Annotated in this window: 19 protein-coding genes and 1 pseudogene; 4 read left to right on the forward strand and 16 right to left on the reverse strand. The window is 72.4% G+C overall.

Features of this window, described 5'->3' with window-relative positions; genetic code table 11:
- Positions 1-28 precede the first annotated feature (28 nt).
- Positions 29-1,528: a DNA repair protein RadA gene (gene radA / locus ACFVFS_RS05910; RefSeq protein ID WP_380620591.1), complete on the forward strand. Its 1,500-nt coding sequence runs from the start codon at positions 29-31 to the stop codon at positions 1,526-1,528.
- Between the two features lie 189 nt (positions 1,529-1,717).
- Positions 1,718-2,776 carry a DNA integrity scanning diadenylate cyclase DisA gene (gene disA, locus ACFVFS_RS05915; RefSeq protein ID WP_344345239.1) on the forward strand — a complete coding sequence of 353 codons (1,059 nt, stop codon included), beginning with the start codon at positions 1,718-1,720 and terminating at the stop codon, positions 2,774-2,776.
- 116 nt (positions 2,777-2,892) lie between these two features.
- On the opposite strand, the gene ACFVFS_RS05920 is transcribed toward disA, so the two are convergent.
- Complete coding sequence (locus tag ACFVFS_RS05920; RefSeq protein WP_380620593.1) at positions 2,893-3,792, reverse strand: hypothetical protein; 900 nt, start codon at positions 3,790-3,792, stop codon at positions 2,893-2,895.
- A gap of 182 nt (positions 3,793-3,974) precedes the next feature.
- On the opposite strand from ACFVFS_RS05920, the gene ACFVFS_RS05925 reads away from it, so the two are divergent.
- Positions 3,975-4,949, forward strand: coding sequence for an A/G-specific adenine glycosylase (locus tag ACFVFS_RS05925; protein ID WP_380620595.1), 975 nt, complete (start codon positions 3,975-3,977; stop codon positions 4,947-4,949).
- A 77-nt stretch (positions 4,950-5,026) separates the two neighbouring features.
- Here ACFVFS_RS05925 and ACFVFS_RS05930 read toward each other — a convergent pair whose 3' ends face one another.
- Complete coding sequence (locus ACFVFS_RS05930) at positions 5,027-6,646, reverse strand: MDR family MFS transporter (RefSeq protein WP_380620597.1); 1,620 nt, start codon at positions 6,644-6,646, stop codon at positions 5,027-5,029.
- Positions 6,647-6,901: 255 nt separating this feature from the next.
- Here ACFVFS_RS05930 and ACFVFS_RS05935 point away from each other — a divergent pair, with 255 nt between their 5' ends.
- On the forward strand, positions 6,902-7,528 hold the full coding sequence (locus ACFVFS_RS05935) for a TetR/AcrR family transcriptional regulator (protein ID WP_380620599.1): 627 nt from the start codon (positions 6,902-6,904) through the stop codon (positions 7,526-7,528).
- 46 nt (positions 7,529-7,574) lie between these two features.
- Here ACFVFS_RS05935 and ACFVFS_RS05940 read toward each other — a convergent pair whose 3' ends face one another.
- The 14 genes and pseudogenes from ACFVFS_RS05940 to ACFVFS_RS06005 form a co-directional block, all read right to left on the reverse strand.
- Positions 7,575-8,429, reverse strand: coding sequence for a M23 family metallopeptidase (locus ACFVFS_RS05940; protein ID WP_380620601.1), 855 nt, complete (start codon positions 8,427-8,429; stop codon positions 7,575-7,577).
- 405 nt (positions 8,430-8,834) lie between these two features.
- Positions 8,835-11,183, reverse strand: a complete 2,349-nt coding sequence (locus tag ACFVFS_RS05945) for an immune inhibitor A domain-containing protein (protein ID WP_380620603.1) — start codon at positions 11,181-11,183, stop codon at positions 8,835-8,837.
- 352 nt (positions 11,184-11,535) lie between these two features.
- Positions 11,536-14,055 carry an ATP-dependent Clp protease ATP-binding subunit gene (locus ACFVFS_RS05950; protein WP_380620605.1) on the reverse strand — a complete coding sequence of 840 codons (2,520 nt, stop codon included), beginning with the start codon at positions 14,053-14,055 and terminating at the stop codon, positions 11,536-11,538.
- A 605-nt stretch (positions 14,056-14,660) separates the two neighbouring features.
- Complete coding sequence (locus tag ACFVFS_RS05955; protein ID WP_380620607.1) at positions 14,661-15,011, reverse strand: Lsr2 family protein; 351 nt, start codon at positions 15,009-15,011, stop codon at positions 14,661-14,663.
- Positions 15,012-15,102: 91 nt separating this feature from the next.
- Positions 15,103-15,639, reverse strand: a complete 537-nt coding sequence (locus ACFVFS_RS05960; RefSeq protein ID WP_376086356.1) for an amino-acid N-acetyltransferase — start codon at positions 15,637-15,639, stop codon at positions 15,103-15,105.
- Between the two features lie 9 nt (positions 15,640-15,648).
- Positions 15,649-16,110: a BlaI/MecI/CopY family transcriptional regulator gene (locus ACFVFS_RS05965; RefSeq protein WP_380620609.1), complete on the reverse strand. Its 462-nt coding sequence runs from the start codon at positions 16,108-16,110 to the stop codon at positions 15,649-15,651.
- A gap of 119 nt (positions 16,111-16,229) precedes the next feature.
- Positions 16,230-16,352 (reverse strand): hypothetical protein, encoded by a 123-nt coding sequence (locus ACFVFS_RS05970; RefSeq protein WP_380620611.1) that lies wholly within the window; start codon positions 16,350-16,352, stop codon positions 16,230-16,232.
- Positions 16,353-16,356: 4 nt separating this feature from the next.
- Positions 16,357-17,898 (reverse strand): annotated as a pseudogene (gene lysX, locus ACFVFS_RS05975) (bifunctional lysylphosphatidylglycerol synthetase/lysine--tRNA ligase LysX); the annotation flags it as partial.
- Positions 17,899-18,058: 160 nt separating this feature from the next.
- Entirely contained in the window at positions 18,059-18,817 is a 759-nt protein-coding gene (locus ACFVFS_RS05980) for a hypothetical protein (protein ID WP_380620613.1), read from the reverse strand.
- Positions 18,818-18,945: 128 nt separating this feature from the next.
- Positions 18,946-20,184, reverse strand: a complete 1,239-nt coding sequence (locus tag ACFVFS_RS05985) for an ABC transporter permease (RefSeq protein ID WP_380620615.1) — start codon at positions 20,182-20,184, stop codon at positions 18,946-18,948.
- Positions 20,181-20,906, reverse strand: coding sequence for an ABC transporter ATP-binding protein (locus ACFVFS_RS05990; RefSeq protein ID WP_380620617.1), 726 nt, complete (start codon positions 20,904-20,906; stop codon positions 20,181-20,183). Before ACFVFS_RS05990 ends, ACFVFS_RS05985 begins: the two co-directional genes overlap by 4 nt.
- Positions 20,903-22,555, reverse strand: coding sequence for a peptidoglycan-binding protein (locus ACFVFS_RS05995; protein ID WP_380620619.1), 1,653 nt, complete (start codon positions 22,553-22,555; stop codon positions 20,903-20,905). The genes ACFVFS_RS05990 and ACFVFS_RS05995 overlap by 4 nt, the downstream gene beginning before the upstream one ends.
- A gap of 87 nt (positions 22,556-22,642) precedes the next feature.
- Positions 22,643-23,611: a hypothetical protein gene (locus ACFVFS_RS06000; RefSeq protein WP_380620621.1), complete on the reverse strand. Its 969-nt coding sequence runs from the start codon at positions 23,609-23,611 to the stop codon at positions 22,643-22,645.
- A 118-nt stretch (positions 23,612-23,729) separates the two neighbouring features.
- Entirely contained in the window at positions 23,730-24,668 is a 939-nt protein-coding gene (locus ACFVFS_RS06005) for a hypothetical protein (RefSeq protein ID WP_380620623.1), read from the reverse strand.
- Between the last annotated feature and the right edge of the window lie 109 nt (positions 24,669-24,777).

Here is a 24,777-nt window from a genome sequence, read left to right on the forward strand (position 1 = left end):
TGTCGTACCCAGGCGCTACGGTGACCGCATGGCTGCCCGTACCAAGACCACCGCCAAGCCGCGCCCGGCCTACCGCTGCACGGAGTGCGGCAACCAGCTGCCCAAGTGGGTCGGCCGCTGCCCGGAGTGCAACGCCTGGGGCACGGTCGAGGAGTACGGCGCGGTGCCGATCCGCACCACCGCGGCCGGCCCGGTCAGCGCGCCCGCCCGTCCGATCGCGCAGGTGGACGGCCAGGTGGCGACGGCGCGGTCCACCGGCGTGCCCGAGCTGGACCGGGTGCTCGGCGGCGGCCTGGTCCCGGGCGCCGTGGTGCTGCTGGCGGGCGAGCCCGGCGTCGGCAAGTCCACCCTGCTGCTGGACGTCGCCGCGAAGGCGGCCTCCGCGCAGCACCGCACCCTCTACGTCACCGGCGAGGAGTCGGCCGGCCAGGTCCGGCTGCGCGCCGACCGGATCAACGCGCTCTCCGAGCACCTCTACCTGGCCGCCGAGTCCGACCTCGGCGCCGTCCTCGGCCACATCGAGGCGGTCAACCCCGGCCTGCTGATCCTGGACTCGGTGCAGACCATCGCCTCCGCCGAGCTGGACGGCGCGCCGGGCGGCCCGGCCCAGGTCCGTGAGGTGGCGGGCGCGCTGATCCGGGCCTCCAAGGAGCGCGGCATGGCCACCCTGCTGGTCGGCCACGTCACCAAGGACGGCCAGATCGCCGGCCCCCGGCTGCTGGAGCACCTGGTGGACGTGGTGCTGAGCTTCGAGGGGGACCGGCACGCCCGGCTGCGGATCATCCGCGGGGTCAAGAACCGGTACGGCGCGACCGACGAGGTCGGCTGCTTCGAGCTGCACGACGAGGGCATCGAGGGCCTGGCCGACCCTTCGGGCCTCTTCCTGACCAGGCGTGACAAGCCCGTACCGGGCACCTGCCTGACCGTGACCCTGGAGGGCAAGCGGCCGCTGGTGGCCGAGGTGCAGGCGCTGATGGTGGATTCGCAGATCCCCTCGCCGCGCCGGACGACCTCCGGCCTGGAGTCGCCCCGGATCGCGATGATCCTGGCCGTGGTCGAGCGTCACGGCGGGGTGAAGCTCGGCAAACAGGACATCTACACCGCCACCGTCGGCGGGGTGAAGCTCTCCGAGCCCTCCGCGGACCTGGCGATCGCCCTCGCGGTGGCCAGCTCCTCCTCCGACACCCCGCTGCCGAGCAACCTGGTCGCGATCGGCGAGGTCGGCCTGGCCGGCGAGGTGCGGCGGGTGACGGGTGTGCAGCGGCGGCTGGCCGAGGCGCACCGGCTGGGCTTCACCCACGCGCTGGTCCCGCCGGACCCGGGCAAGGTCCCGCCGGGCATGAAGGTGGTCGAGGTGGCGGACATCGGGGAGGCGCTGCGGGCGATCCCGGGCCGCCGCCGGGCCGCCGCCAAGCCGAGGAATGAGGCACCGTCGGCCCCGCCGGCGCCCCGCGCGGCCCGGCCGACGGCCCACCCGGAGGAACTCATGGCGGGGTGGGAGCCGCTCGACTCCGACGAACTGCGCTGACCCAAGCCCTGTCGTTGCCGCACGCAGTTAGACTTTCCCCTGTCCCATTGGTGATAGGGCAGTACTAAGCGACAGAGCAACAGACCGCAGGCCGGCGCCCCGCGCGAGGGCACGCGGTACGGGGTCGACCGGAGGAGTCACGTGGCAGCCAGCGACCGGGCGGACAAGTCCTCCCGCGAGGAGGCCCTGCTGCGGGCCTCCCTCACCGCCATCGCCCCCGGCACCGCGCTGCGCGACGGCCTGGAGCGGGTGCTGCGGGCCAACACCGGCGGCCTGATCGTGCTCGGCTTCGACAAGACCGTCGAGTCGCTCTGTACCGGCGGCTTCGTGCTCGACGTCGAGTTCACCGCGACCCGGCTGCGCGAGCTGTGCAAGCTCGACGGCGCGGTGGTGCTGGACAAGGACATCACCAAGATCGTCCGGGCCGGTGTCCACCTGATGCCGGACTCCACCATCCCGACCGACGAGACCGGCACCCGCCACCGCACCGCCGAGCGGGTCAACCGGCAGACCGGCTTCCCGGTGGTCGCGGTCTCGCACTCGATGCGGCTGATCGCCATGTACGTCAACGGCACCCGCCGGGTGCTGGAGGACTCCACCACCGTGCTGTCCCGCGCCAACCAGGCGCTGGCCACCCTGGAGCGCTACAAGCTGCGCCTGGACGAGGTGGCCGGCACGCTCTCCGCCCTGGAGATCGAGGACCTGGTGACGGTCCGGGACGTCACCGCCGTCGCGCAGCGGCTGGAGATGGTGCGGCTGATCGCCACCGAGATCGCCGGCTACGTGCTGGAGCTCGGCATCGACGGCCGACTGCTCTCGCTCCAGCTGGACGAGCTGATCGCGGGCGTGGAGCCGGAGCGCGAGCTGGTCGCCCGGGACTACTTCCCGGAGCGCGCGGCCAAGAAGGGCAGGACCGTCACCGAGGTGCTGGCCGACCTGGAGGCGCTGACCCACGCCGAGCTGCTCGACCTGCAGACGGTGGCCAAGGCGCTCGGCTACTCGGGCTCGCCGGAGTCGCTGGACTCGGCGGTCTCGCCGCGCGGCTACCGGCTGCTGGCCAAGATCCCGCGCCTGCCCAACACGGTGATAGAGCGCCTGGTGGAGCACTTCGGCGGGCTGCAGAAGCTGCTGGCCGCGAGCATCGACGATCTGCAGACGGTCGAGGGCGTCGGCGAGACCCGGGCCCGTTCGGTCCGCGAGGGGCTCTCCCGGCTTGCCGAATCGTCCATCCTGGAGCGCTACGTCTGAGTCGGGCCCGCCCCGCGAACGCCGAGGCCCGCGAACGCCGACGCCCGCGAACGCCGAAGCCCGGACCGCCTGAGCGGTCCGGGCTTCCTGCTGTGACGAGGACCGGTGAGGTCCGCTCAGTTCTCCAGGCGGATCGAGGAGCGGGCCGAGGCCTGGCCGCCGGAGAGGCCGGTGAGGTCGGCGACCACCAGGTAGGTGCCGGCCGGCGCGGGCGCCGGGTCGGCGGTGGCGCACTGCGGCTTGCTGCGAACCCGGTCCCAGCTGAAGGTCTCGGTCAGCCCGCCGTTGGCGGGGAGCTGGACCCAGCTGCTGTTCCGGTCGGCCGGGCAGTCGCCGGAGGACCAGATCCGCTCGCCGTTGCTGGCGGTGACGGTGATCGCCGAGGCGGTCCGGCCCAGGTCCAGCCGGCAGGTGGTGCCGGAGGAGTTGTTGATGGTCAGCGCCAGCTTGGGCTTGTCCTTGGGCTGGTAGGCGTTCTGGGCGCCGGCCAGATTGAGCGTCACCTGCGAGGAGGCGCAGACCGGCAGGGCCATGATCTCGGGGGTGTTCACCGGGGGCGGGCCGCCGGTGCCACCACCGCCGGTACCGCCCGCGCCGCCGCCCGTGCCCCCGCCGGCCGCACCGCCGCCCGCCGCCGCCCCGCCGGTCGCGGGTGCCGGGTTGGCGCCGCCGCCGGTCGTGCCGCCGGTGCTGAGGCTGACGTCGCCGCCGCCGGAGCCGCCCACCGCGCCCCCGGAGCCCCCGGAGCCGCCACTGGAGCCGCTGCCGGGGCGGGAGTTGTTGGCCGGCCCGGTCGGCGAGGCGCCCGGCGTGATCGCCTGGGCGGGCGTCTGGCTCTGCGACTGGGTCGGTACGGCCTGCGCGGCCTTGTCCTTGCCGTCGCCACCTCCGCCCTGATCGGACATCAGCCAGATGACGAGGGCGGCGACCGCGACGACGGCGACGAGCACGACGATGCGCCGACGCCAGTAGATCGAGGCCGGCAGCGGTCCTACGGGTTGACGCAGAGAGGGCACGCCCAAACTCTACGAGACGGTGTGTGCCCCTTGACGCACCAACACCGCACAGTCACCCCTTCCTTCACATGATCCGCCATTTGCGCCGTTCGGGGGAGACTGAATGGGGTGTTTTGCGCCATGTACCGGAGCACCGTGATCCGCTTCGGCTGCCGCCCCGGGCGTGGGAGGATCGAAGGGCCATGGCTGCCAACACCGTCACCCCCGCCCTCCCCGCCCCCGCGACCCCCGCCGGGGCCCCGGCCCCGGCCCCGAATCCCGCCGAGGCCCCGAAGCTCGGGCTGCCGCTGCCCGTGCTGCACGCGACCGTCCTCGACTGGTACGAGGCCAACGCCCGCGACCTCCCCTGGCGCACCCCGGACGCCTCACCGTGGGCCGTGATGGTCAGCGAGTTCATGCTCCAGCAGACCCCGGTCAAGCGGGTCCTGCCCGCCTGGGCGGCCTGGATGGAGCGCTGGCCGACCCCGGCCGACCTGGCCGCCGAGCCGCCCGGCGAGGCCGTCCGGGCGTGGGGCCGGCTGGGCTACCCGCGCCGGGCGCTGCGGTTGCACGGTGCCGCCGTGGCGATCACCGAGGAGCACGGAGGCGAGGTCCCGGAGGACCACGCGACCCTGCTCTCGCTGCCCGGCGTCGGCGAGTACACCGCGGCCGCGGTGGCCTCCTTCGCCTTCCGCCAGCGGCACGTGGTGCTGGACACCAACGTCCGCCGGGTGTTCGCCCGCGCCGTGACCGGTGTGGAGTACCCGGCGCAGGCCACCACGGCGGCCGAGCGGCGCACGGCGACCGCGCTGCTGCCCGACGCCGCCGGGACCGCCGCCACCTGGGCGGTGGCCGTGATGGAGCTGGGCGCGCTGGTCTGCACGGCCCGCGGCCCGGAGTGCGGGGACTGCCCGCTGTTCACCTCCTGCGCCTGGCAGCGGGCCGGCCGCCCGCCGTACGAGGGACCGGCCCGGCGCGGCCAGTCCTACGAGGGCACCGACCGGCAGGTGCGCGGCAAGCTGCTCGCGGTGCTCCGCGAGGCGTTCGGCGAGGTGCCGCAGGCCCGGCTCGACGCGGTCTGGCCGGACGCCGTGCAGCGGGCCCGCGCGCTGGACGGACTGGTCGCCGACGGGCTGGTCGAACCGGTCGCGCAGGGCGTCTACCGGCTGCCCCGGTAGCCCCGGCGCCACCCCCCGGGATGCGCGAGGGCCCCCGTCCGCCGGTGCGGCGAACGGGGGCCCGGTGCGTTCCGGCGTCAGATCGCGACGGCCTCGATGTTGTCGGCCGCGGCGCCCTTCCCGCCCTTGCCGTCCTCGGCCGGCGGGGTGCCGGCCCCGCGCAGCGGCACCTCGCGCATGAAGACCGCGGCGGCGACCGCGATCACCGCGACGGCGGCGCCCCACAGGAAGACGGTGTGCATGCCGTTGGCCACCGCGTGGTGGTAGGCGTCCTGGACCGGCGCTGGCAGCGCCTTCAGCGCGGCCGGGCTCAGCTGCGCCGGGTCCCCGCCCTGCGCGCCGCCCGCCCCGGCGGCCGAACCGAGCCGCTCGTTCATGGTCTCGGTGACCCGGCTGTTGAACAGCGCGCCGAACAGCGCCACGCCGAACGAGCCGCCGATGGTGCGGAACAGGGTGGCGGTGGAGCTGGCCACGCCCATGTCCTTGAGCTCGACGCTGTTCTGCGCGACCAGCATGGTGATCTGCATCAGGAAGCCCATGCCGGCGCCGAGCACCACCATCCAGCAGGCGGAGGCGAAGCCCGAGGTGCCGGTGCCGAGGGTGGAGAGCAGCAGCATGCCGGCGGTCATCACGACGGTGCCGATGATCGGGTAGATCCGGTACTTGCCGGTCTTGGTCACCGCCTGGCCGACCACCAGCGAGATCACCAGCATGCCGAACATCATCGGCATCAGCAGCAGGCCGGAGTTGGTCGCCGAGGCGCCCTGCACGGTCTGCTGGTAGAGCGGCAGGAAGACGGTCGAGCCGAACATCACGAAGCCGACCACGAAGCCGATGATCGAGACCAGGGTGAAGTTGAGGTTCCGGAACAGCGACAGCGGCAGCATCGGCTCCTGGACCCGCTGCTCGACGTAGCAGAAGCCGATCAGGGTGGCCGCGGCCAGCGCGGCCAGGCCGAGGATCTGCTGGGAGCCCCAGGCGTACTCCTGCCCGCCCCAGGTGGTGATCAGGGTGAGCGAGGTGATGCCGGTGGTGAGCAGGATCGCGCCCAGGTAGTCGATCCGGGCCTTGTTGCGGACCTTCGGCAGCTTCAGCGTGACGACCACGACGGCGAGCGCGACGGCGCCCAGCGGCAGGTTGATGTAGAAGGTCCAGCGCCAGTTCAGGTGGTCGGTGATGAAGCCGCCGACCAGCGGACCGCCGATGGTGGCGAGCGCCATCACCGCGGCGAACATGCCCTGGTACTTGCCGCGGTCGCGCGGCGGGACGAGCGCACCCATGATCGACATCACGCCGACCATCAGACCGCCGGCGCCCAGGCCCTGCAGGGCGCGGAAGCCGATCAGCTCGGTCATGTCCCGGGAGAGGCCGGAGAGCGCCGAGCCCGCCAGGAAGATCACGATCGAGGTGAGGAAGGTGCCCTTGCGGCCGTAGAGGTCGCCGAGCTTGCCCCAGATCGGGGTGGAGGCGGCGGTGGCCAGGGTGTACGAGGTGACCACCCACGACAGGTGCTCGGCGCCGCCGAGCTCGCCGACGATGGTCGGCATCGCGGTGCCGACGATCAGGCCGTCGAGCATCGCGAGCAGCATGGTGACCACCAGGCCGATCATGACCAGGCGGATCTCGCGGGCCGAGCGGGGCTGCTCCTCCTCGGCCGGTTGCTTCTCGGGGGTGGTGTCGGCCTTGGGGTGTGACATGGGTGCGCGTCTCCCGGACGGGGTGTCGGGCGACCTGCGCGGCCTGCGACGGCCTCCTTACTTGTCGCCCGGCTAGTTTGTGGACCGTCGGCACGGTAGGTTGTTCACTAGCCGGTCGTCAAGCCAGTTTTTCGGTGGGCACCCCGGGCAGGAAGAATGAGCGCAGGTGCGGTCGCCCCGGAGGCGTCCGCCGCTGCGCCGCGGTGGCCGCCGGCCGCCGCGCAGACCGGACCACGAGGCAGTCAGAGGCAGGCGATGGGCACGACGCATGGCCCCCGTAGCGACACCCGGGCGCGCATCGTCGCGATCGCCCTGGAGCTCTTCTCGGAGCACGGCTACGAGCGCACCTCGCTGCGGGAGATCGCGGACCGCCTCGGCGTCACCAAGGCCGCGCTCTACTACCACTTCAAGACCAAGGAGGACATCGTCCAGGGCATCGTGGCGGCCACCGCCGCCCCGATCGACGAGCTGATCGCCTGGGGGCGCGAGCAGACCTGGACGCCCGAGGTGCGGGACGAGCTGATCCGCCGGTTCGCGGCCGGGATGTCCGAGCGGGCCCCGCTGCTCCGCTTCTTCCAGGAGAACCAGCCCGCGCTGCGCGACCTGCCGGCCGGGCGGGAGTTCCGGGACAGCATGATCGCGCTGGTCCGGCTGGTGCACGGCCCGGAGGCGACCTTCGAGGACCGGCTGCGTGCGGCGATGTCCCTGTTCACCATCAACTCGGCGCTCTTCCTGCTGCACCAGGACAAGGAGCCCCGGACCGGTCGCTACGTCAGCGAGGTGCTGGTCGAGGAGGCCACCCGGGAGGAGGCCGTCGAGGCCGCCCAGCACGTCGCGCTGGAGATCTGCCGGCTGATCGGCAGGCCCGCACCGACGGACTGAGCGGCCTCGACGGCCCGGGCGGCCTCGACGGGATCCGGACGGGGGATCAGAAGTCGGTGACCCCGCGCGCGGACAGGTAGGCGATCGGGTTGATCACCGCGCCGTACTGGTTGGCGGAGCGGATCTCGAAGTGCAGGTGCGGCCCGGTCGAGTTGCCGGTGGTGCCGGAGCGGCCGATCTGCTGCCCGGCCGCGACCCGCTGACCCGCCGACACCGAGAGCGACGACAGGTGGGCGTACTGGGCGTACCGGCCGTCCTGCAGCCGCAGCACGACCTCCTTGCCGTACGCGCCGTCCCAGCCGGCCGACACCACGGTGGCGTTGCCGACCGCGAGCAGCCGGGTGCCGGTGGGGATCGCGAAGTCCACGCCGGTGTGGTACCCGGCCGCGTAGTGGGGGTTGCGCACGCCGTACGGGTTGCTGGTCGGCGCGCCCGGGACGGGGGCGGACCACTCGGGCGCCGGGGCGGGCGCAGGCGCGGGAGCGGGCGCGGGGGCCGGCTCCGGAGCGGGGGCCGGGGCGGGCGCGGGCGCGGGCTCCGGCTGCGGCGCGGGGGCGGGGGCAGGCTCGGCGGCCGGCGTCGGCAGCAGGTTGGCCGCGACCGCCACGTACTCCTGGGCCGAGGCCTGCTCGGACGGCAGCGTGTACGAGCTCGGACCGGCGACCTGGACCAGCGCCGAAGCGGGCGCCGCCCCGTGCGGCGCGGTGAACGCCGAGCTGCCGGGGGTGGTCGGGGCGATCGTCTGCGCCGAGGCGCTGCCCGAGGCGGCGACGAGCAGCGCACCGGTCAGTACGGCCGCGCCGGCCGCGGCGGCGGTGGTGGAGTGGTTGCGGCCGGTCTGCCGGAGGAAGGATTCGGCGAGCCGGCACAGGGCCGGCCCCAGAGGCGGGACGGAAGGCATCGGAGCTCGACCTCACGAACGTACGGGGGCAGCACGCTGAGCCCGTTCGGGCGTGCTGAGCGGGGGACCACTCAGGTGTAACCGTCACCGAGCGGAGTCCCAAACCGTGTGACGTACTACGGCGTGTAGTCATCATCGCCCCGGGAATTCAAACCGACGGAGTAACGATCATGCGGTCGGATCGTCCGTTCATGGGGTGGCGGCCGGAAGGCGCCGCCCGATCGCGCTACTACCCCCGCTCGTACCGGTCCCGCGGGTTGTGAGCAGCACCACCCGGGGGGCGGGTTTGAGGCGCCGGGGACCGGCCGGACGCACAAGGAATCCGGCCCGCCCCCGCGGGTGCGGGAGCGGGCCGGATCGGCTCAGCGGTGCCTGGTCAGGGACCCGGCGTCAGAGCGCGGTCGATCAGTTGTCGACCGGACGGACGCGGATCCAGGTCTCCAGGTAGTTCGAGGACTCGTTCTCGACCTCGATGCTGGTGCCCGTCTTCGGGACGATGACGGAGCTGTACGGGTTGTCCTTCGACCAGTAGGACTTCAGGTCGGAGAACTCGTCGACGCCCTTGGCCTTCGGGACGACCGTCTCGACGCCGGCCCGGTGCAGGGTCAGGCTGTCGGTCTTGCGCGAGCCGAAGGTGGAGTCGTAGCCGTTGATGCGCGGGCGCATCAGCGTGCCGTCCTTCCACTTCAGCGGGGTCGGGTGCGAGTCGACCGGCAGGATCAGGCCCTGGCCCGGGTGGTTGGTGACGTTGTTGTCACTCTGCGACTCGTCCCAGTACCAGATCAGCAGACCGGGCTGGTACGGGTAGTGCTCGACCCAGAGCGGCTTGTCGGCGAAGCCGAAGTTGTACGGGCCGACCTTGAGGGTGCGGTCGTACGAGACGTACTGGCGGTTCTCGGCGATGTAGTACTGGTTGTAGTCGTTCGTGAAGCTGCCGGTCGTCCGCGAGAAGCCCTTGGCGGTCCAGCCGTTGTCGCCGTTCTCGGCACCGTCGGTGAAGACGGAGGAGCCGTCGGCGGTGATCGCCAGGTCGTCCAGGGCGAGGCCCTTGAGGTGCAGGCCGCCGTCGGTGACGTAGCGGAAGCGGACCTTGACGGCCTTGCCGGCGTAGGCGTCCAGCGGGAGGACGAGGTCGCCCCACTTGTCGCCCGAGTTGCCGGTCAGCGAGGCGTTGCCGGAGGGGTCCTTCGGCAGCGCGACACCGTTGAAGGTGCCGCCGAGGGCGGTCCAGTTGTTGCCGCCGTCGGTGGAGACCTCGGCGTAGCCGTAGTCGAAGTCCTGCTCGATGTCGTACCAGGCCTTGGCCGCCAGGGTGGCCGAGGTCTTGCCGGTCAGGTCGACGTCACGGGTCAGCGAGACGTTCAGGTCGTCCGCGCTGCCGCTCCACCACTCGTTGGCGCCCGCGTAGGGCTTGTTGATGGTGGTGGTGACGGCCTTCTTCGGAAGGTCGACGACCAGCGCCTGCGGGAGCTTGCTGTTGTACTCCGCCGGGCCGATGTGGTGGGTCGACTCGGTGCCGGCCTTGGCCTTGTCGAACTTCAGCCAGCCGAGCTTGAGCTTGCTCCAGGCGTCGAGGTCGTTCGGCATGTCGCCGATCGAGTTCTTGCCCTCGCCCAGCCAGGAGCCGGACGACATCAGCGACCAGAAGCCGACCGAGTTGTCGATGCCGCTGCCGGAGGTGTCGTACAGGTCCGGCAGGCCCAGGTCGTGGCCGTACTCGTGGGCGAAGACACCGAGGCCGCCGTTCTCGGGCTGCATGGTGTAGTCGCCGACCCAGGTGCCGGTGCCGCCGACCGGGGTGCCGCCCAGCTTGTTGCCGGCCGGGCCGGTCGAGCCGGCGCCGGTGCCGTAGACGTACGAGCGGTGGGCCCACAGGGCGTCAGTGCCCTGCTTGCCGCCGCCGGCCGACTGGTCCTCACCGGCGTGCACGATCTGGAAGTGGTCGATGTAACCGTCCGGCTCGTTGAAGTTGCCGTTGTGGTTGTAGTCGTACCGGTCCCACTGGTCGTACTGCGCGATGGCGGCCTTGATCTGCTCGTCCGTCTGGCCCTTGGCCTTCTGGTCGGCGACCCAGGTGTCGATCGCGTCGCGGATCAGGTCCTGCGCGTTGGCGCAGACGTGCTGGCCGCAGTAGTCCGAGCCGTAGCGGGCCTCGTTGTACTTGACCTTGACCCAGTCGGTGACCTGGCCGTCCACCGAGTAGCGGCCCGAGGACTGCTTCTCGTAGTAGGTCTTCAGCGAGTCACCGGACTTGCTGAAGTACAGGTCCTGGTAGTGCTGCTGGTTGTAGTCGGCCTGCCAGAGCGTCGAGTTGTTGGTCGCCGCGTCGGGCTTCTCGATCTGGTTGCGCTGCGGACCCGGGGTGCCGCCGTACTTGATCCGGCCGTCCGGCGTCTTGGTGGTGTTGTCGACCTCGTCACCGAACTCCACCAGGATGGTGAAGATCTTGTCCGTGCGCTCACGGGCGAGCTCGACGTACTTGTCCTTGCCCAGTTTGATGCTGGTGCCGCCGCCGTGCTGCTCGACCTTGGCGGTGCCGTCGAGGAGCTGCTGGGTGGCGGCCTTCTGCTCGGCCTCGACCTTCTCGGTCAGCGGGCCCGGCAGGTTGTGCTCAGTGCTGGTCTGGACGGCGTCGGCCGGGTCCTGCGGCACGGGGGCGGAGCCGGCGGCGACGGCCGTGCCCGGCAGCAGCCCCGCGCCGAGCGCGGCTATGACCGCTACGGCCGAGGCGACCGAAGCGGCTTTCCTGGTCATCTTCAACGTTGTGACGTCCTCCCCAAACCGGTCCGGCTCTTGGCCTTCCGGTAAACCAATGAAAGACAGGTGGACGTCATTTGATCCAAGCGTGGACGGAAAAGATAGACCTTGACCGTGACATGGCCACAGCGCTATGCTCCGCGACTTCGTATCAGCTGACGCACCGTCAACAACATTGACATTAAAGATGACAGCGGCTTTGGTCGCACCCGCACCGACCCCCCATTCGGCCTCCGGCCTGCCCGTTCGTGGGCCGCGTCACAGCTTCGGCACCGGTGCGGAAAACGGTTAGGGCCCCCGGCGCGAACGCCGGGGGCCCTAACCGTTTGCTGTTATCTGTTAAATGTTGCTACTTCGTCAGGTCGGGACCCGACGAGGCAACAGCGGCCGGGGTGTCCGCGACCGCGGACTTCTCCTCGCCGCGGAAGGTGAACTTCGCGTCCTTGCCCTCGCCCTCGACGCCGACGACCACGATGTGGCCGGCCCGCAGCTCGCCGAAGAGGATCTTCTCGGAGAGGTGGTCCTCGATCTCGCGCTGGATGGTCCGGCGCAGCGGCCGGGCGCCCAGGATCGGGTCGTAGCCGCGCTTGGCCAGCAGCTTCTTGGCCTCGACGCTGAGCTCCAGGCCCATGTCCTTGTCCTTGAGCCGCTCGTCCACCTTGTCGATCATGAGGTCGACGATCTGGATGATGTCGTCCTCGGACAGCTGGTGGAAGACGACGATGTCGTCGACACGGTTCAGGAACTCGGGGCGGAAGTGCTGCTTGAGCTCCTCGCCGACCTTCGCCTTCATCCGCTCGTAGCCGGTCTGGCTGTCGCCCTGGGCCGCGAAGCCCAGGTTGAAGCCCTTGGAGATGTCCCGGGTGCCGAGGTTGGTCGTCATGATGATGACGGTGTTCTTGAAGTCGACCACGCGGCCCTGGGAGTCGGTCAGGCGACCGTCCTCCAGGATCTGCAGCAGCGAGTTGAAGATGTCCGGGTGGGCCTTCTCCACCTCGTCGAAGAGGACGACGGAGAACGGCTTGCGGCGGACCTTCTCGGTCAGCTGGCCGCCCTCCTCGTAGCCCACGTAGCCGGGGGGCGAACCGAAGAGCCGGGAGACGGTGTGCTTCTCCGAGAACTCCGACATGTCCAGCGCGATCAGCGCGTCCTCGTCGCCGAAGAGGAACTCGGCGAGCGTCTTGGACAGCTCGGTCTTACCGACGCCGGACGGGCCGGCGAAGATGAACGAGCCGCCGGGGCGCTTCGGGTCCTTGAGGCCCGCACGGGTGCGCCGGATGGCCTGGGAGAGCGCCTTGATGGCGTCCTTCTGGCCGATGACGCGCTTGTGCAGCTCGTCCTCCATGCGCAGCAGCCGGGAGGTCTCCTCCTCGGTGAGCTTGAAGACCGGGATGCCGGTGGCGGTGGCCAGGACCTCGGCGATGAGCTCCTCGTCCACCTCCGCGACGACGTCCATGTCGCCGGCCTTCCACTCCTTCTCGCGCTTGGCCTTGGCCTGCAGGAGCTGCTTCTCGTCGTCGCGCAGGGACGCGGCCTTCTCGAAGTCCTGCGCGTCGATCGCGCTCTCCTTCTCGCGGCGCACGTCGGCGATCTTCTCGTCGAACTCGCGGAGGTCCGGCGGCGCGGTCATCCGGCGGATGCGCATCCGGGAGCCGGCCTCGTCGATGAGGTCGATCGCCTTGTCCGGCAGGAAGCGGTCCGAGATGTACCGGTCGGCCAGGGTGGCGGCGGCGACCAGGGCGGCGTCCGTGATGGAGACCCGGTGGTGGGCCTCGTAGCGGTCGCGCAGACCCTTGAGGATCTCGATGGTGTGCGGCAGCGACGGCTCGGCGACCTGGATCGGCTGGAAGCGGCGCTCCAGCGCGGCGTCCTTCTCCAGGTGCTTGCGGTACTCGTCGAGCGTGGTGGCACCGATGGTCTGCAGCTCGCCGCGGGCCAGCATCGGCTTGAGGATCGAGGCCGCGTCGATGGCGCCCTCGGCGGCGCCCGCGCCGACCAGGGTGTGCAGCTCGTCGATGAACAGGATGATGTCGCCGCGGGTGCGGATCTCCTTGAGGACCTTCTTCAGGCGCTCCTCGAAGTCACCGCGGTAGCGGGAGCCGGCCACCAGGGCGCCCAGGTCCAGCGTGTAGAGCTGCTTGTCCTTGAGCGTCTCCGGGACCTCGCCCTTGACGATCGCCTGGGCCAGGCCCTCGACGACGGCGGTCTTGCCGACGCCGGGCTCACCGATCAGCACCGGGTTGTTCTTGGTGCGGCGGGACAGCACCTGCATGACCCGCTCGATCTCCTTCTCGCGCCCGATGACCGGGTCGAGCTTGGCCTCGCGGGCGGCCTGGGTCAGGTTGCGGCCGAACTGGTCCAGGACCAGCGAGGTCGACGGGGTGCCCTCGGCGGGCCCGCCGGCCGTGGCCGACTCCTTGCCGCCGGGGGTCTGGTAGCCGGAGAGCAGCTGGATGACCTGCTGGCGGACCCGGTTGAGGTCGGCGCCCAGCTTCACCAGGACCTGGGCGGCGACGCCCTCGCCCTCGCGGATCAGGCCGAGCAGGATGTGCTCGGTGCCGATGTAGTTGTGGCCGAGCTGCAGGGCCTCCCGGAGCGACAGCTCCAGGACCTTCTTCGCCCGGGGGGTGAAGGGAATGTGACCGGACGGGGCCTGCTGGCCCTGGCCGATGATCTCCTCGACCTGCTGGCGAACGGCCTCAAGAGAAATCCCGAGGCTCTCCAGGGCCTTAGCGGCGACACCCTCACCCTCGTGGATCAGACCCAGGAGGATGTGCTCGGTGCCGATGTAGTTGTGGTTGAGCATCCGGGCTTCTTCCTGAGCCAGGACGACAACCCGCCGCGCGCGGTCGGTGAACCTCTCGAACATCGTTTATCGCTCCTCAGAGCGGTCGGGCAGTTCGGGGTCCGTCCCCGCCCTGTCCTTCCGCATGCTAGTCCCGCTCAGCGGCGCGGCCCACGGATTCACTCCCTCGAAGGGGAGCGAGATGCTGCGCGACCAGCCGACACCAATCCCAACCCGATGCTGGAAGACGGTGTTCCCGCACGCGGGCCGGATGCACCGGATACCGCTACGCCATCGGCGAACAACCTCCGCCGCGACGCTGCCGGTGGGTGTCCGACCGGTCACGCGTCCTGCCCCGGGCGGAGTCCCGGACCCCGTCCCCCTGCATTCATACCCGGTATCGGGGTGGTTCTCGCGCAGTTTCCACGGTGGCGGTGTTCGCCCGGCGAGAAGTCGGGCCGCCGCTGACGGTGGATCAGCCGCGGCCGGACGGCCGGTGCGCCGTCCCGGTGGCGTCCGCGTTGCCGCTTCGTCCTTACAGCGTTTCGTCCTTACAGCGTTGCACAGGCCGTGACGGTGTGCGCCGCGGGGCGCGGGGGGGACCCCTCCGCGCCCCGCGGCTGTGCCGAGGACGCCTCACGCGGCGCCCGGAACCCCGCACCCGTCCGGGCCGCCGGGCGTCGCCCGGTTCAGGACGCGTTGGCCTTCTCGTAGGCCTCGCGCACGTTGCTGGGAACACGGCCGCGGTCGTTGACCTCCAGGCCCTGCTCCTTGGCCCACGCGCGGATCTTGGCGGTGTCCGGGACGCTGCCGGACGGGCGCGGGGCGGTGCCGCGGCCCGCGCGGCGGGTGCCGGCGAGGCGGCCGCTCTGCTTGCGCCCCTTCTCCACGTACGGCGCCAGCAGACCGCGGAGCTTGTCCGCGTTGGCGCTCTTCAGGTCGATCTCGTAGGCAACGCCGTCGAGCGCGAACGTGACCGTCTCGTCCGCCGACCCGCCGTCGAGATCGTCTTCAAGAATGACCTGCACCCTCTGTGCCACGGGCTTCCCTTTCCGCTAAACGACCCATTGCCTAAGGAAAGGAAAGCGCCTTTCCCCGGAAAACACAAACCCCTGGCCGTCCGGGGGCGGCTCACAGGTGCAGCAGCATGCGCGAGTTGCCCAGTGTGTTGGGCTTCACCCGCTCCAGGTCGAGGAACTCGGCGACACCTTCATCGTACGAGCGGAGAAGTTCTTCATAGACATCCGTAGCGATCGCCGCCGGGTCTGTCGTACCATCATCGGTTTCCTGGAGCTCTCCGATCTCCACGAAACCGTGTTTCGCGAAGAAGGCGACCTCGAACGTCAAGCAGAAAATCCGACGGACGCCGAGCCAGCGGGCGGTCTGCAGCAGCTTCTCCAGCAGCAGGTGTCCGACGCCGTGACCTCGGCAGGACCGGTCGACGGCGAGGGTGCGGACCTCGGCGAGGTCCTCCCACATCACGTGCAGCGCGCCGCAGGCGACCACGGTCCCGTCGTCGTCGCGTTCCGCGACCCAGAACTCCTGCACCGATTCGAACAGTGTGACGGTGGGCTTGTCGAGCAGAATCCCGTCGCGCGAGTAGGCGTCGATGAGCCCGCGCACTGCCCGCACGTCCGTGGTCCGCGCCCGGCGGATGGTGACCTCCATGGCGGGACGTTATCGCGCCGGTCCCGATCGGGTCTCCCCGGTATCCGCTCCGCTCTCCGGCGGGTCCTGCGGCCCGGTCTCCGGGGAATCCGGGGCGGCCGGATCGGACGGGGACAGAGCGGCCACCCGCAAGGCGTCCCGCAGCGCCTCCCGCTGCTCGGGCGACATCAGGCCGAAGAAGTGCACCAGGGCCGCAGCGGGATTGTCGCTCGTGGCCCATGCGTCGTTCATGAGGGCCGCCGTGTACGCCTCACGCGAGGAGACCGGTTCATATCGATAGGCGCGCCCCGCGCGGTCCCGGCGGAGCCAGCCCTTTCTGTGCAGCTTGTCCAGGACGGTCATCACCGTGGTGTACGCGATTTCCCGTTCCGACCGCAGATCCAGGAGAACCTCGCGAACCGTGACCGGTCGGTTCCACTGCCACACCCGGGTCATGATGGCGTTCTCAAGTTCGCCGAGTTGCCGGACCATAGTCCGGCCAGGATAGGGAGTGAATGGGGCAAATCTTGTGAAGTGCCGCCAAACCGGCGCGCCGCCACCCCCGGAATCCGGGAATGGCGGCGCGGCGTGCTCGCGGACGGCCGACGGGGTCAGTCGGCCAGGTCCTCCTTGGACTTCTGGGCCCCGCCCTGGCTGCGGATGATGGCCCGCACCAGGAAACCGAAGCCGATCGCCATGACCAGCGGCGGGACGATCGCGCTGACGTAGTCCATCAGGTCACTCCTCCTCGGTCTTCTCCGCCGCACCGGCGGACGCCTTGGGCTCCGGCTTCACCAGCGGGAAGAGCACGGTCTCCCGGATGTTCTTGCCGGTGAGCAGCATGATCAGGCGGTCCACCCCGAGGCCGAGGCCGCCGGTGGGCGGCATCGCGTACTCCAGGGCCCGCAGGAAGTCCTCGTCGACCTGCATCGCCTCGACGTCGCCGCCGGCCGCGAGCAGGGACTGCGCGGTGAGGCGGGCGCGCTGCTCGACCGGGTCGACCAGCTCGGAGTAGGCGGTGCCGATCTCGGTGCCGAAGATCACCAGGTCCCACTTCTCGGCCACGCCCGGGATCGAGCGGTGCTGGCGGGTGAGCGGGGAGACCTCGGTCGGGTAGTCCTTGATGAAGGTCGGCCGGACGGCGTTCTCCTCCAGCAGGCGCTCGACCATCTCCAGCACGATCTGGCCGTGGCCCCACTCCTTCTCGAAGGGGATGCCGTGCTCGGCGGCCAGCCTGCGCAGCTCCTCGACGCCGGTCTCCGGGGTGACCTCGGTGCCCAGGTGCTCGGAGATGCCCGGGTAGACGCCGACCTCGGCCCACGGCTCGGCCAGGTCGATCTCGTGCTCCACGCCGTGCGGGTCCAGGCCCTTGATCACCGTGGTGCCCAGGGCGTCCCGGGCGGCGTTGATGATGGTGGCCCGGATCAGCTCGGCCTGGGTGTCGTAGTCGCCGTAGGCCTCGTACGACTCCAGCGAGGTGAACTCGGGGTTGTGGGTGGAGTCCGCGCCCTCGTTGCGGAAGTTGCGGTTGATCTCGAAGACCTTCTCCGCGCCGCCGACCACCAGCCGCTTGAGGTACAGCTCGGGGGCGATCCGCATGTAGAGGTCGATGTCGTACGCGTTGATGTGCGTCTTGAACGGCCGCGCGTTGGCGCCGCCGTGCACCGGCTGCAGCATCGGGGTCTCGACCTCGATGTAGCCGCGCTCCTCGTAGGTGCGGCGGATCGAGCGGACCACCTTGGACCGCAGGTGGAGGATCTCGCGGGCCTCGGGGTTGACGATCAGGTCGACGTACCGCTGGCGGACCCGGGCCTCCGGGTCGGTCAGGCCCTTGTGCTTGTCCGGCAGCGGGCGCAGGCACTTGGCGGTGAGCTCCCAGCGGTCCACCATCACCGACAGCTCGCCGCGCCGGGAGGTGATCACCTCGCCCTCGACGCCGACCTGGTCGCCGAGGTCGATGTCGGACTTCCAGGCCGACAGCCGCTCCTCGCCCAGCTTGTCCAGGGAGAGCATCACCTGGAGGTCGCCCGACCCGTCGCGCAGGGTGGCGAAGCAGAGCTTGCCGCCGGTGCGGGAGAGGATCACCCGGCCGGTGATGCCGGCCCGCTCGCCGGTCGCGGTGTCCGGGGCGAGGTCCGGGTGCTTGGCCCGGAGGTCGGCGATGGTGCTGGTGCGGGGGAATCCGACCGGGTAGGGGTCGACACCGGCGGCCCGGAGCCGGTCCAGCTTCTCGCGCCGGACGCGCATCTGCTCGGGAAGGTCGTCGGTCGCGGGGATAGGGCTCTGATCGCTCACCCCACCAGAGTAGCCAGCCCCGACCGGTGCTCCGCCACGGGATTGCCGTGCCGCGCGGTGCGGCGGGGCCGCCGGAAACGGAACCGGGGAGGCCGTGCCGGACGGATCCGGCGCGGCCTCCCCGGAGGGCGGTGGCGGGGCGGGTTCAGCCGGTGCCGGTGGCCAGCTCCGCGTCCTCGGGCGCGGGCGGCGCGGCCGGGCGGGCCGGCGGCTTGGGCCGGCGGCCGAACAGTTCCGCGGGGGTGGGCATCCGGTGCGGCCCGGCGGGCCGGCGGTCCTGGGGCGCGCGGGGGTCGGCGGACTGCTCGACGGGGGGCTCGGTGCTGCTCATCGGGATCCGTCCTCCAACAGGGGTGCCAACAGGGGAGAGGGGGGTGCTCGGGGGTGCGGCGGGGCTCGGTACGGCGACGAGGTGGCGCTGGCCGGTGCTGAGGGCGAGCCGCTCCCGGACGGCGGCCTCGGCCAGCGCGTGGCAGCGCCCGGCCAGCCGGGAGCGGCGGGAGCGCTCGCCGTGGCCGCAGGGCTGGCGGGTGAGCCCGCGCAGCGCGGTGAGGTCCTCCGGCCCGGGCAGGTAGCCGTCGGTCACCGCCTCCTCCAGCCGTTCCAGGTAGCCGGTGACGCTGCCGGGCAGGGCGGCTCGGTACCGGGCGAGGTCGGCGAGGAGGAAGGCGCGCAGCCGGCCGCCCTCCTGGACGGCCTCGTCGATCGCCTCGGTCAGGCGCAGCGCGTCCTGGACGTCCTCGGCCCACAGCGCGGCGCCCGCGTCGGCGTGCGCCGGGCGGCCGGGGAACTGGAGGTGGACGGGGACGGCGGGGTGCAGGGCTTGGGCGAGGGCGCGGCGCAGCACGCGGACTTCGTCGGCGCTGAAGGCCATGCCGCCGCGCGATCCGTGTGGCGTAGGCATGGGCTGACACTACGTGAGGAATATCCGATTTGTCGGTAGTGTCGCGCCGATGCCTCACGTTTGTCCCCGGATGTCCCCGGAACGTCCCGCGGGCGGGCCGCCGGGGCCCGCCCGCGGGACGCCCGGACTCAGCGGCGCAGCGCCTCGGCGGGCTGGATCCGGGCCGCCCGCCAGGCCGGGTAGACCCCCGCCAGCAGCCCGGTGAGCAGGCCGATCGCCGGTGCGGCGGCCACCGTCGCCGGGTTGACCACCGGGGTCCAGTCCCGGGCCACGGCCACCCCGAGCACGGTCAGCACCCCCAGCGAGGTGCCGACCAGGCCGCCGATCAGCCCCAGCGAGGCCGACTCGGAGAGGAACTGGCCGGTGATGTGCCGGCCGCGGGCGCCCAGCGCCCGGCGCAGGCCGATCTCGCCGGTCCGCTCCAGGACGGCGACCAGGGTGGTGTTGGCGATGCCGACCGCGCCGATCACCAGGCAGATGCCGGCCAGCAGCAGGAACAGCTGGTTGAGGTCGGAGGTGACGTTGGAGCGCAGGGTGCGCGGGTCCGGCGGCGGGACGGGCTTGAAGTACTCGGGGTGCGCCGCGTCCAGGGCGAGCGGGGCCTCGGCGGCGATCTGCCGGGCGGCGCCGATCCTGGTCGAGATGATCATCTTGGCCCGGTCGCGTTCCGGCTCGCCCCAGAGCCGGGCGGCCGCCCCGCGCGGCACCGTCACCGAGAGCAGCAGGTCCGCCTTGCGCTTCACGTCGTCGACGATCCCGATCACCGTGAACGGCTTGTTCGCCAGGAAGATCGCCGGCTGGGTGTCCAGCGTGGTGATGCTCAGCCGGGCGGCGAGCGCCGCGCCGATCACCGCGACCTGCCGGCCGGTGGAGTCGTGCCAGCTGTCGAAGGTCCGGCCCTGCACCAGGTGCGGCTCGGCCGCGGCCAGCACCCCGGCCGAGGCGGCCACCACCGACACCTGCTCGCCGCCCGCCTGCCGGCCGACCGGCGCGGCGCGGACGGTGCCGGAGGCCTGGCTCACCGGCCAGTAGACGCCGGCCGCCTCGACCCCGTTCAGCCGCTGGATCCGCGCGTCGGCGTCGGCCGGGAAGGAGAGCGGGACCAGCTCGGGGCGGGTGCCGCCGACGTCCTCGACGCTCACCTCGGTCGCGCTCAGCACGCTGAACCGGGAGTCGATCTGCGAGGAGGTGGTCGCGGTCAGCCCCAGGATGGCCACGAAGGTGCCCACCCCGAGGACGGTGCCGAGGCCGGTCAGCACCGAGCGGGCGGGCCGCTGGAGCACCCCGGCCAGCGCCTCGGCGAGCAGGTCGCGCAGCGGGAACCGGGAGGGCTCGACCACCCGGTCGCGAGGGCGGATCGGCCTCATGCCGCCGCCACCTCCTCCTCGCGCAGCACGCCGTCCCGGATCGCCACCGTCCGCCGGCCGCGGGCGGCCACCTGGGGGTCGTGGGTGATCAGCAGCACGGTGAGGCCCTGGGCGTGGAGTTCGTCCAGCAGGGCCAGGATCGACTCGGCGGTGACGGTGTCCAGGTTGCCGGTCGGCTCGTCGCAGAGCAGCAGCGACGGCCGGCCGACCAGCGCCCGGGCGATCGCCACCCGCTGGCGCTCGCCGCCGGACAGCCGGGTCGGCAGCGCGTCCAGCCGGTGGCCGAGGCCCACCCGGACCAGCGCCGCCCGGGCCAGCTCGCGCCGCTCGGCCGCGCCCCGCCGCCCCCGGCCGGCCGTGTAGAGCATCGCGAGGGCGACGTTCTCGGCCGCCGAGCGGTGCGGGAGGAGGTGGAAGGACTGGAAGACGAAGCCGATCCGGCGCCCGCGCAGCGCGGTGCGGTCGGCGTCCGGGAGCCCGCCGGTGTCGATGCCGTCCAGCAGGTAGTGGCCGGCGGTGGGGGCGTCCAGCAGGCCGGCGATGTTCAGGAAGGTGGACTTCCCGGAGCCGGACGGGCCGATCACGGTGACGTACTCGCCGGCGGCGACCGCCAGGTCGCACGGCTTCAGGGCGGCCACCGGCGGCGGGCCCGGGTAGGTCAGGCCGACCTGGCGGAACTCGATGACGGGGGCGGCCGGTGCGGTGTCGGCGGCGTCGCTCACTTGGCTCCCGCCCCGGTGGCGTCCTTGACGCCGACGATCACCTGGTCGCCCTCCTTCAGGGTGCCCTCGGCCAGCGGCCGGACCTCGGTGCTGCCGCCGCCGACCGTTCCCGGGGTGACCTCCACCCGGCGGCGCTGCCCGTTCTCGTACACCGTCACCACCGTCCTGCCGTCCGCCGTCGCGGAGACCGCCGACAGCGGGACCACCAGCACCGGGCCAGCCGAGGAGGCGGCCTGCACGGTCAGCCGGACGTCCTGGCCGGCCAGCCGCGGGTCGAGCGGGGCGTCCGGCTGGACGACCATCTGGTAGCCGTTCGCGGGGGCGCCCTGCGCGGGGGCCGGGTTCTGGCCGCCGCCCGGACCGCCGCCCGGCGCGGCCCCGGCCTGCTGGCCGTCCCCGGGGGTGTCGGCCACCGCGCCGACCTTCCCGGCGGCCTTGACGCCGGTCACCTCGGAGAGGATCTCCACCGTCTGCCCGGGGTGCACCAGGCCCTTGTCGGAGATGGTCAGAGTGCCCTTGACCACCAGCGCCCCGGCCGAGACGGTCAGCACCTTGCCGGACACCTCGCCGCCGATCCGGCCGGCCACCGCGTCCACCCGGGCCGGGAAGCCGGAGAGGAAGAGCAGCTCGGCGGCCGGGACCATCGGGCCGGTGGCGGCCTTCGCGTCCGTGAGCTTCTTCCGCAGCTTGGCGAGGTCCTCGGTGGCCCGGTTCACCTGCTTCTGGGCGGTGTCGACGGCGGTGCGGGCCGCGTCCACCGGGCTCTCCCCGGCCGGGGCCGGGGCCTCGCCGCCGGAGGCCGCCGGTCGGTCGGTGCCGGCCGCCCCGGCGGTCGGTGCCGCGGTCGGCGCGGCGCTCTGCTGCGCTTGCTGCTGCTGAGCCTGTTGCTGCTGCTGAGCCTGCCGGCGGGCGGCCTCCACCGCGTCGTCGTAGTGCTTCTTCGCCAGCTTGAGCGCGTCCTTGGCGTCCGTCAGCGCGCGCTCGCCGACGGTGACCGCGTCCTGGGCGGCGGCCACCTGGACGTCCCCGTCCGGCAGGGCGGGCAGCGGGTCGTAGCCGCGCGCGGCGTAGAACCGCTTCACCGCCTCCTTGGTGGCCGCACCGTAGGTGTCCTCCGGGTCGCCGTCCGAGCCGAAGCCCAGCTCCTGCAGCGCCTGGCGGAGCTGGCGGACGTCCTGCCCGGTGGCCCCGGGCTTGAGGTCCCGGTACACCGGCAGGTCGCCGTGCAGCGCGAACACCGGCCGCCCCGCCACCTCCAGCACCGACTGCCCGGCCTGGACCTGGTCGCCGACCTTGACCGGCAGCTTGGTCACCACCGGCTTCGCCCCCGCCGTGCCACCGCCCCCGGCCGGGGCCACGTCCACCGACTGCCCGGCGCTCACCTGCCCGCGGATCACCACGGAGTCGGTCAGCACCCGCCTCTCCACCGCCGCCGTCAGGACGTCCGGCGCCGGCGGCTCGCTGTCCGCGGCCGCCTGGGCGGGCGACTTGATCATCGTCGAGGCGGCCACCCCGCCCCCGGCCAGCACCACCGCCGCCGCCATGACCAGCACCAGCGCCCGCCGCCGTCGCCGGACCCCCCGGTCGCCGCCCACCTCGTCGTCCGCCGGTTCCTCCGGCGTGACGTCCGGCCCCTCGAACTCGGCCACGACCCACCCTCGTTCCGAAAATAGATCCAACTGTCCAACTATGCAGACGACCTGACCATCCGTCAGGGTTGTCGGCGAATTTCGGGCTCAGCCCGCCACCGCCCTGGCCGCCGCCTGCGCGTAGCGCTTCTCGGCGTCGGCGACCTCCTTCAGCAGCTGGGCGTTCTGCTCGACGATCCGCTGCTCCACCTGCGAACGGACCTGGAACCACACCTCCGCCGGCCGACTGCCCGCCCGGCAGTCGGCGTCAGCCCGGGCGACCGCCAGTTCCTGGGCCCCGGCGGCGCCGACCACCTTCTCGAACTGCTGCGCCGCCTCCTGCGGACTCGCGTACGCGTACCCGCTCGGCTTCATGCACCCCGACCACTGGGCGAGCGCCGCCACCAGCCGCGGGTCGGCCGCGGTCTGCTGGTCCGCCTGCGCCGTCAGCTCCCTCAGCCGGCTCCGGGCCGAGTTCCCGGCCGGATCCGCCGCCGCCAGCCCGGCCGCGGCCTCCTTGGCGCACTTGGCCGCCGCGGCGCTCCCCGCCGAGTCGGCGACGACGGGCTGCCCGGTCTCCGGAGGCTTCGCGTCCCGGCCGTGGGCGGAGCCGGCGTAGCCGAAGTCCTTCAGCGCCTGGACGTCCGGCCAGGCGTACGGGTTCACGGCCGTCCCCTGCGCCTTCTGCTGGGCCAGGATCTGCTCGGCCGTCACCGGCGGCCGTTCGGTGGCCTGGTAGCCCTGGTCCCGGGCGCACTTCGCGGCGAGCTTGTTCAGGGCGTTCGCGGAGACGGCCTGGCTCTCCGCGTCCCCCCGCGTCGCCGCCTCCAACGGCAGCCCCGCGTCGCGCGCGGCCTCGGCGGCCCCGGGTCCGGCGGCGGTCTGGGACGGGGGCGGCGCGGCCGCCGGGGCCGAGGAGGTCCCGTCACCGGCGCCGGAGGAGCACCCGGCCAGTGCCAGCGCCGCCGCCACGGCCGGCAGCAGCGCCCGCGGGCACCGCCGGGCCGCCCGTCCGCCGTCCGCCCCGTCCTTCGCCGCCGCCTCCGGCGCCGCCTTCGACCACATGAACTCGTCCACGCCCCACCCTCGTTCCGAATAGCCGGCCGACCTGTCGAACCGAGCAGACCGGTTGACCCGGCATCGGGGTTGTCACGCGCTGTCCGGGGCGCCAGGCCGCCGGGCCGGGCCGCCCCCGTCAGGAGGCGAGGGTCTGGGCGGCGACGCGCAGCCGGTCCTCGTTGTCCTTGCGGACCTGGGCGAGGGCCGGGGCGTTCTGCTCGATGAGCTGGGTCTCGTAGGCCGCCTCGACGGTGAACCAGACACCGACCACATTGGCCTGCGCCTTGCAGCCGACGTCGGCCACCGCCGTGGCGCGCTCCACGTCGGTGGGGGCGGCGGAGGCCCAGCGCGGGTCGTCCAGGACCCTGATCGGGTCGGCGTAGTCGTAGCCCTCGGCCTTCATGCACTCGGACCAGGTCCGGAAGACGGCCAGCACCCGGTCGTCGGTCTTGGACTTCTCCCGGGCGGTGGCGTCGATGTCGCGGGCGAGCTGGGCGTCCCCGCCGCCGAGCTTCTCCTTGCTCTCGCCCAGGCAGCCGCCCTTGGGGATCGTCGCGCCGTTGTAGTCCTGCCCGCCCTGGCCGCTCTTGACGTTCGCGGAGGTGCTGCCGGTCAGCACCAGCCGGGTGGAGTCGGAGAGCTGGGGCGGCGCCGGAGCGGGGGTGGGCTGGTCGCCCGCCGCCGCGTGGTAGCCGTTCGCCTGGGCGCCGGCCGCGGTCGTCTCCAGGTAGCGGCGGTCGGTGCGGCTGCGCGGCCGGTTCCCGCCGGGGATCTGCGGCGGGGCCTGGTACTGGATGCCGAACCGCGCCATGCAGCGGCTCACCAGCACGGACGCGGCCCGCTCCAGCTGGTCCCGCTGCTCGTAGCTGAGCAGGTAGGGGTCGATCGGCAGGGCCTGGTCGGCGGCGGTGGCGATGGTGGGCGGCGCCGAGACCGACGGGACGCCCTTGACCTGCGTCGACGTGCCCTTGCCCGGCTCGGACGGGGAGCTGCTGCAGGCCGCTGCGAACAGGGCGAGGACGCCCGCGAGGGCCACTCGGGCCGCGGGCGCCGCGGCCGGACGGGTGTGCGTCATGGCGTGGAGGTCTCCGTGGATCGCGCGAAGGTGCCGGGCGGGCCGGCCCCGGCGGGCCCGGGGGCCCGCCCCCCCGGGGGCGAGAACCCGGGGACTTTGCGGCGCCGGG

This window comes from Kitasatospora sp. NPDC057692 (assembly GCF_042799475.1).
In the GTDB taxonomy this organism is placed as follows: domain Bacteria; phylum Actinomycetota; class Actinomycetes; order Streptomycetales; family Streptomycetaceae; genus Kitasatospora.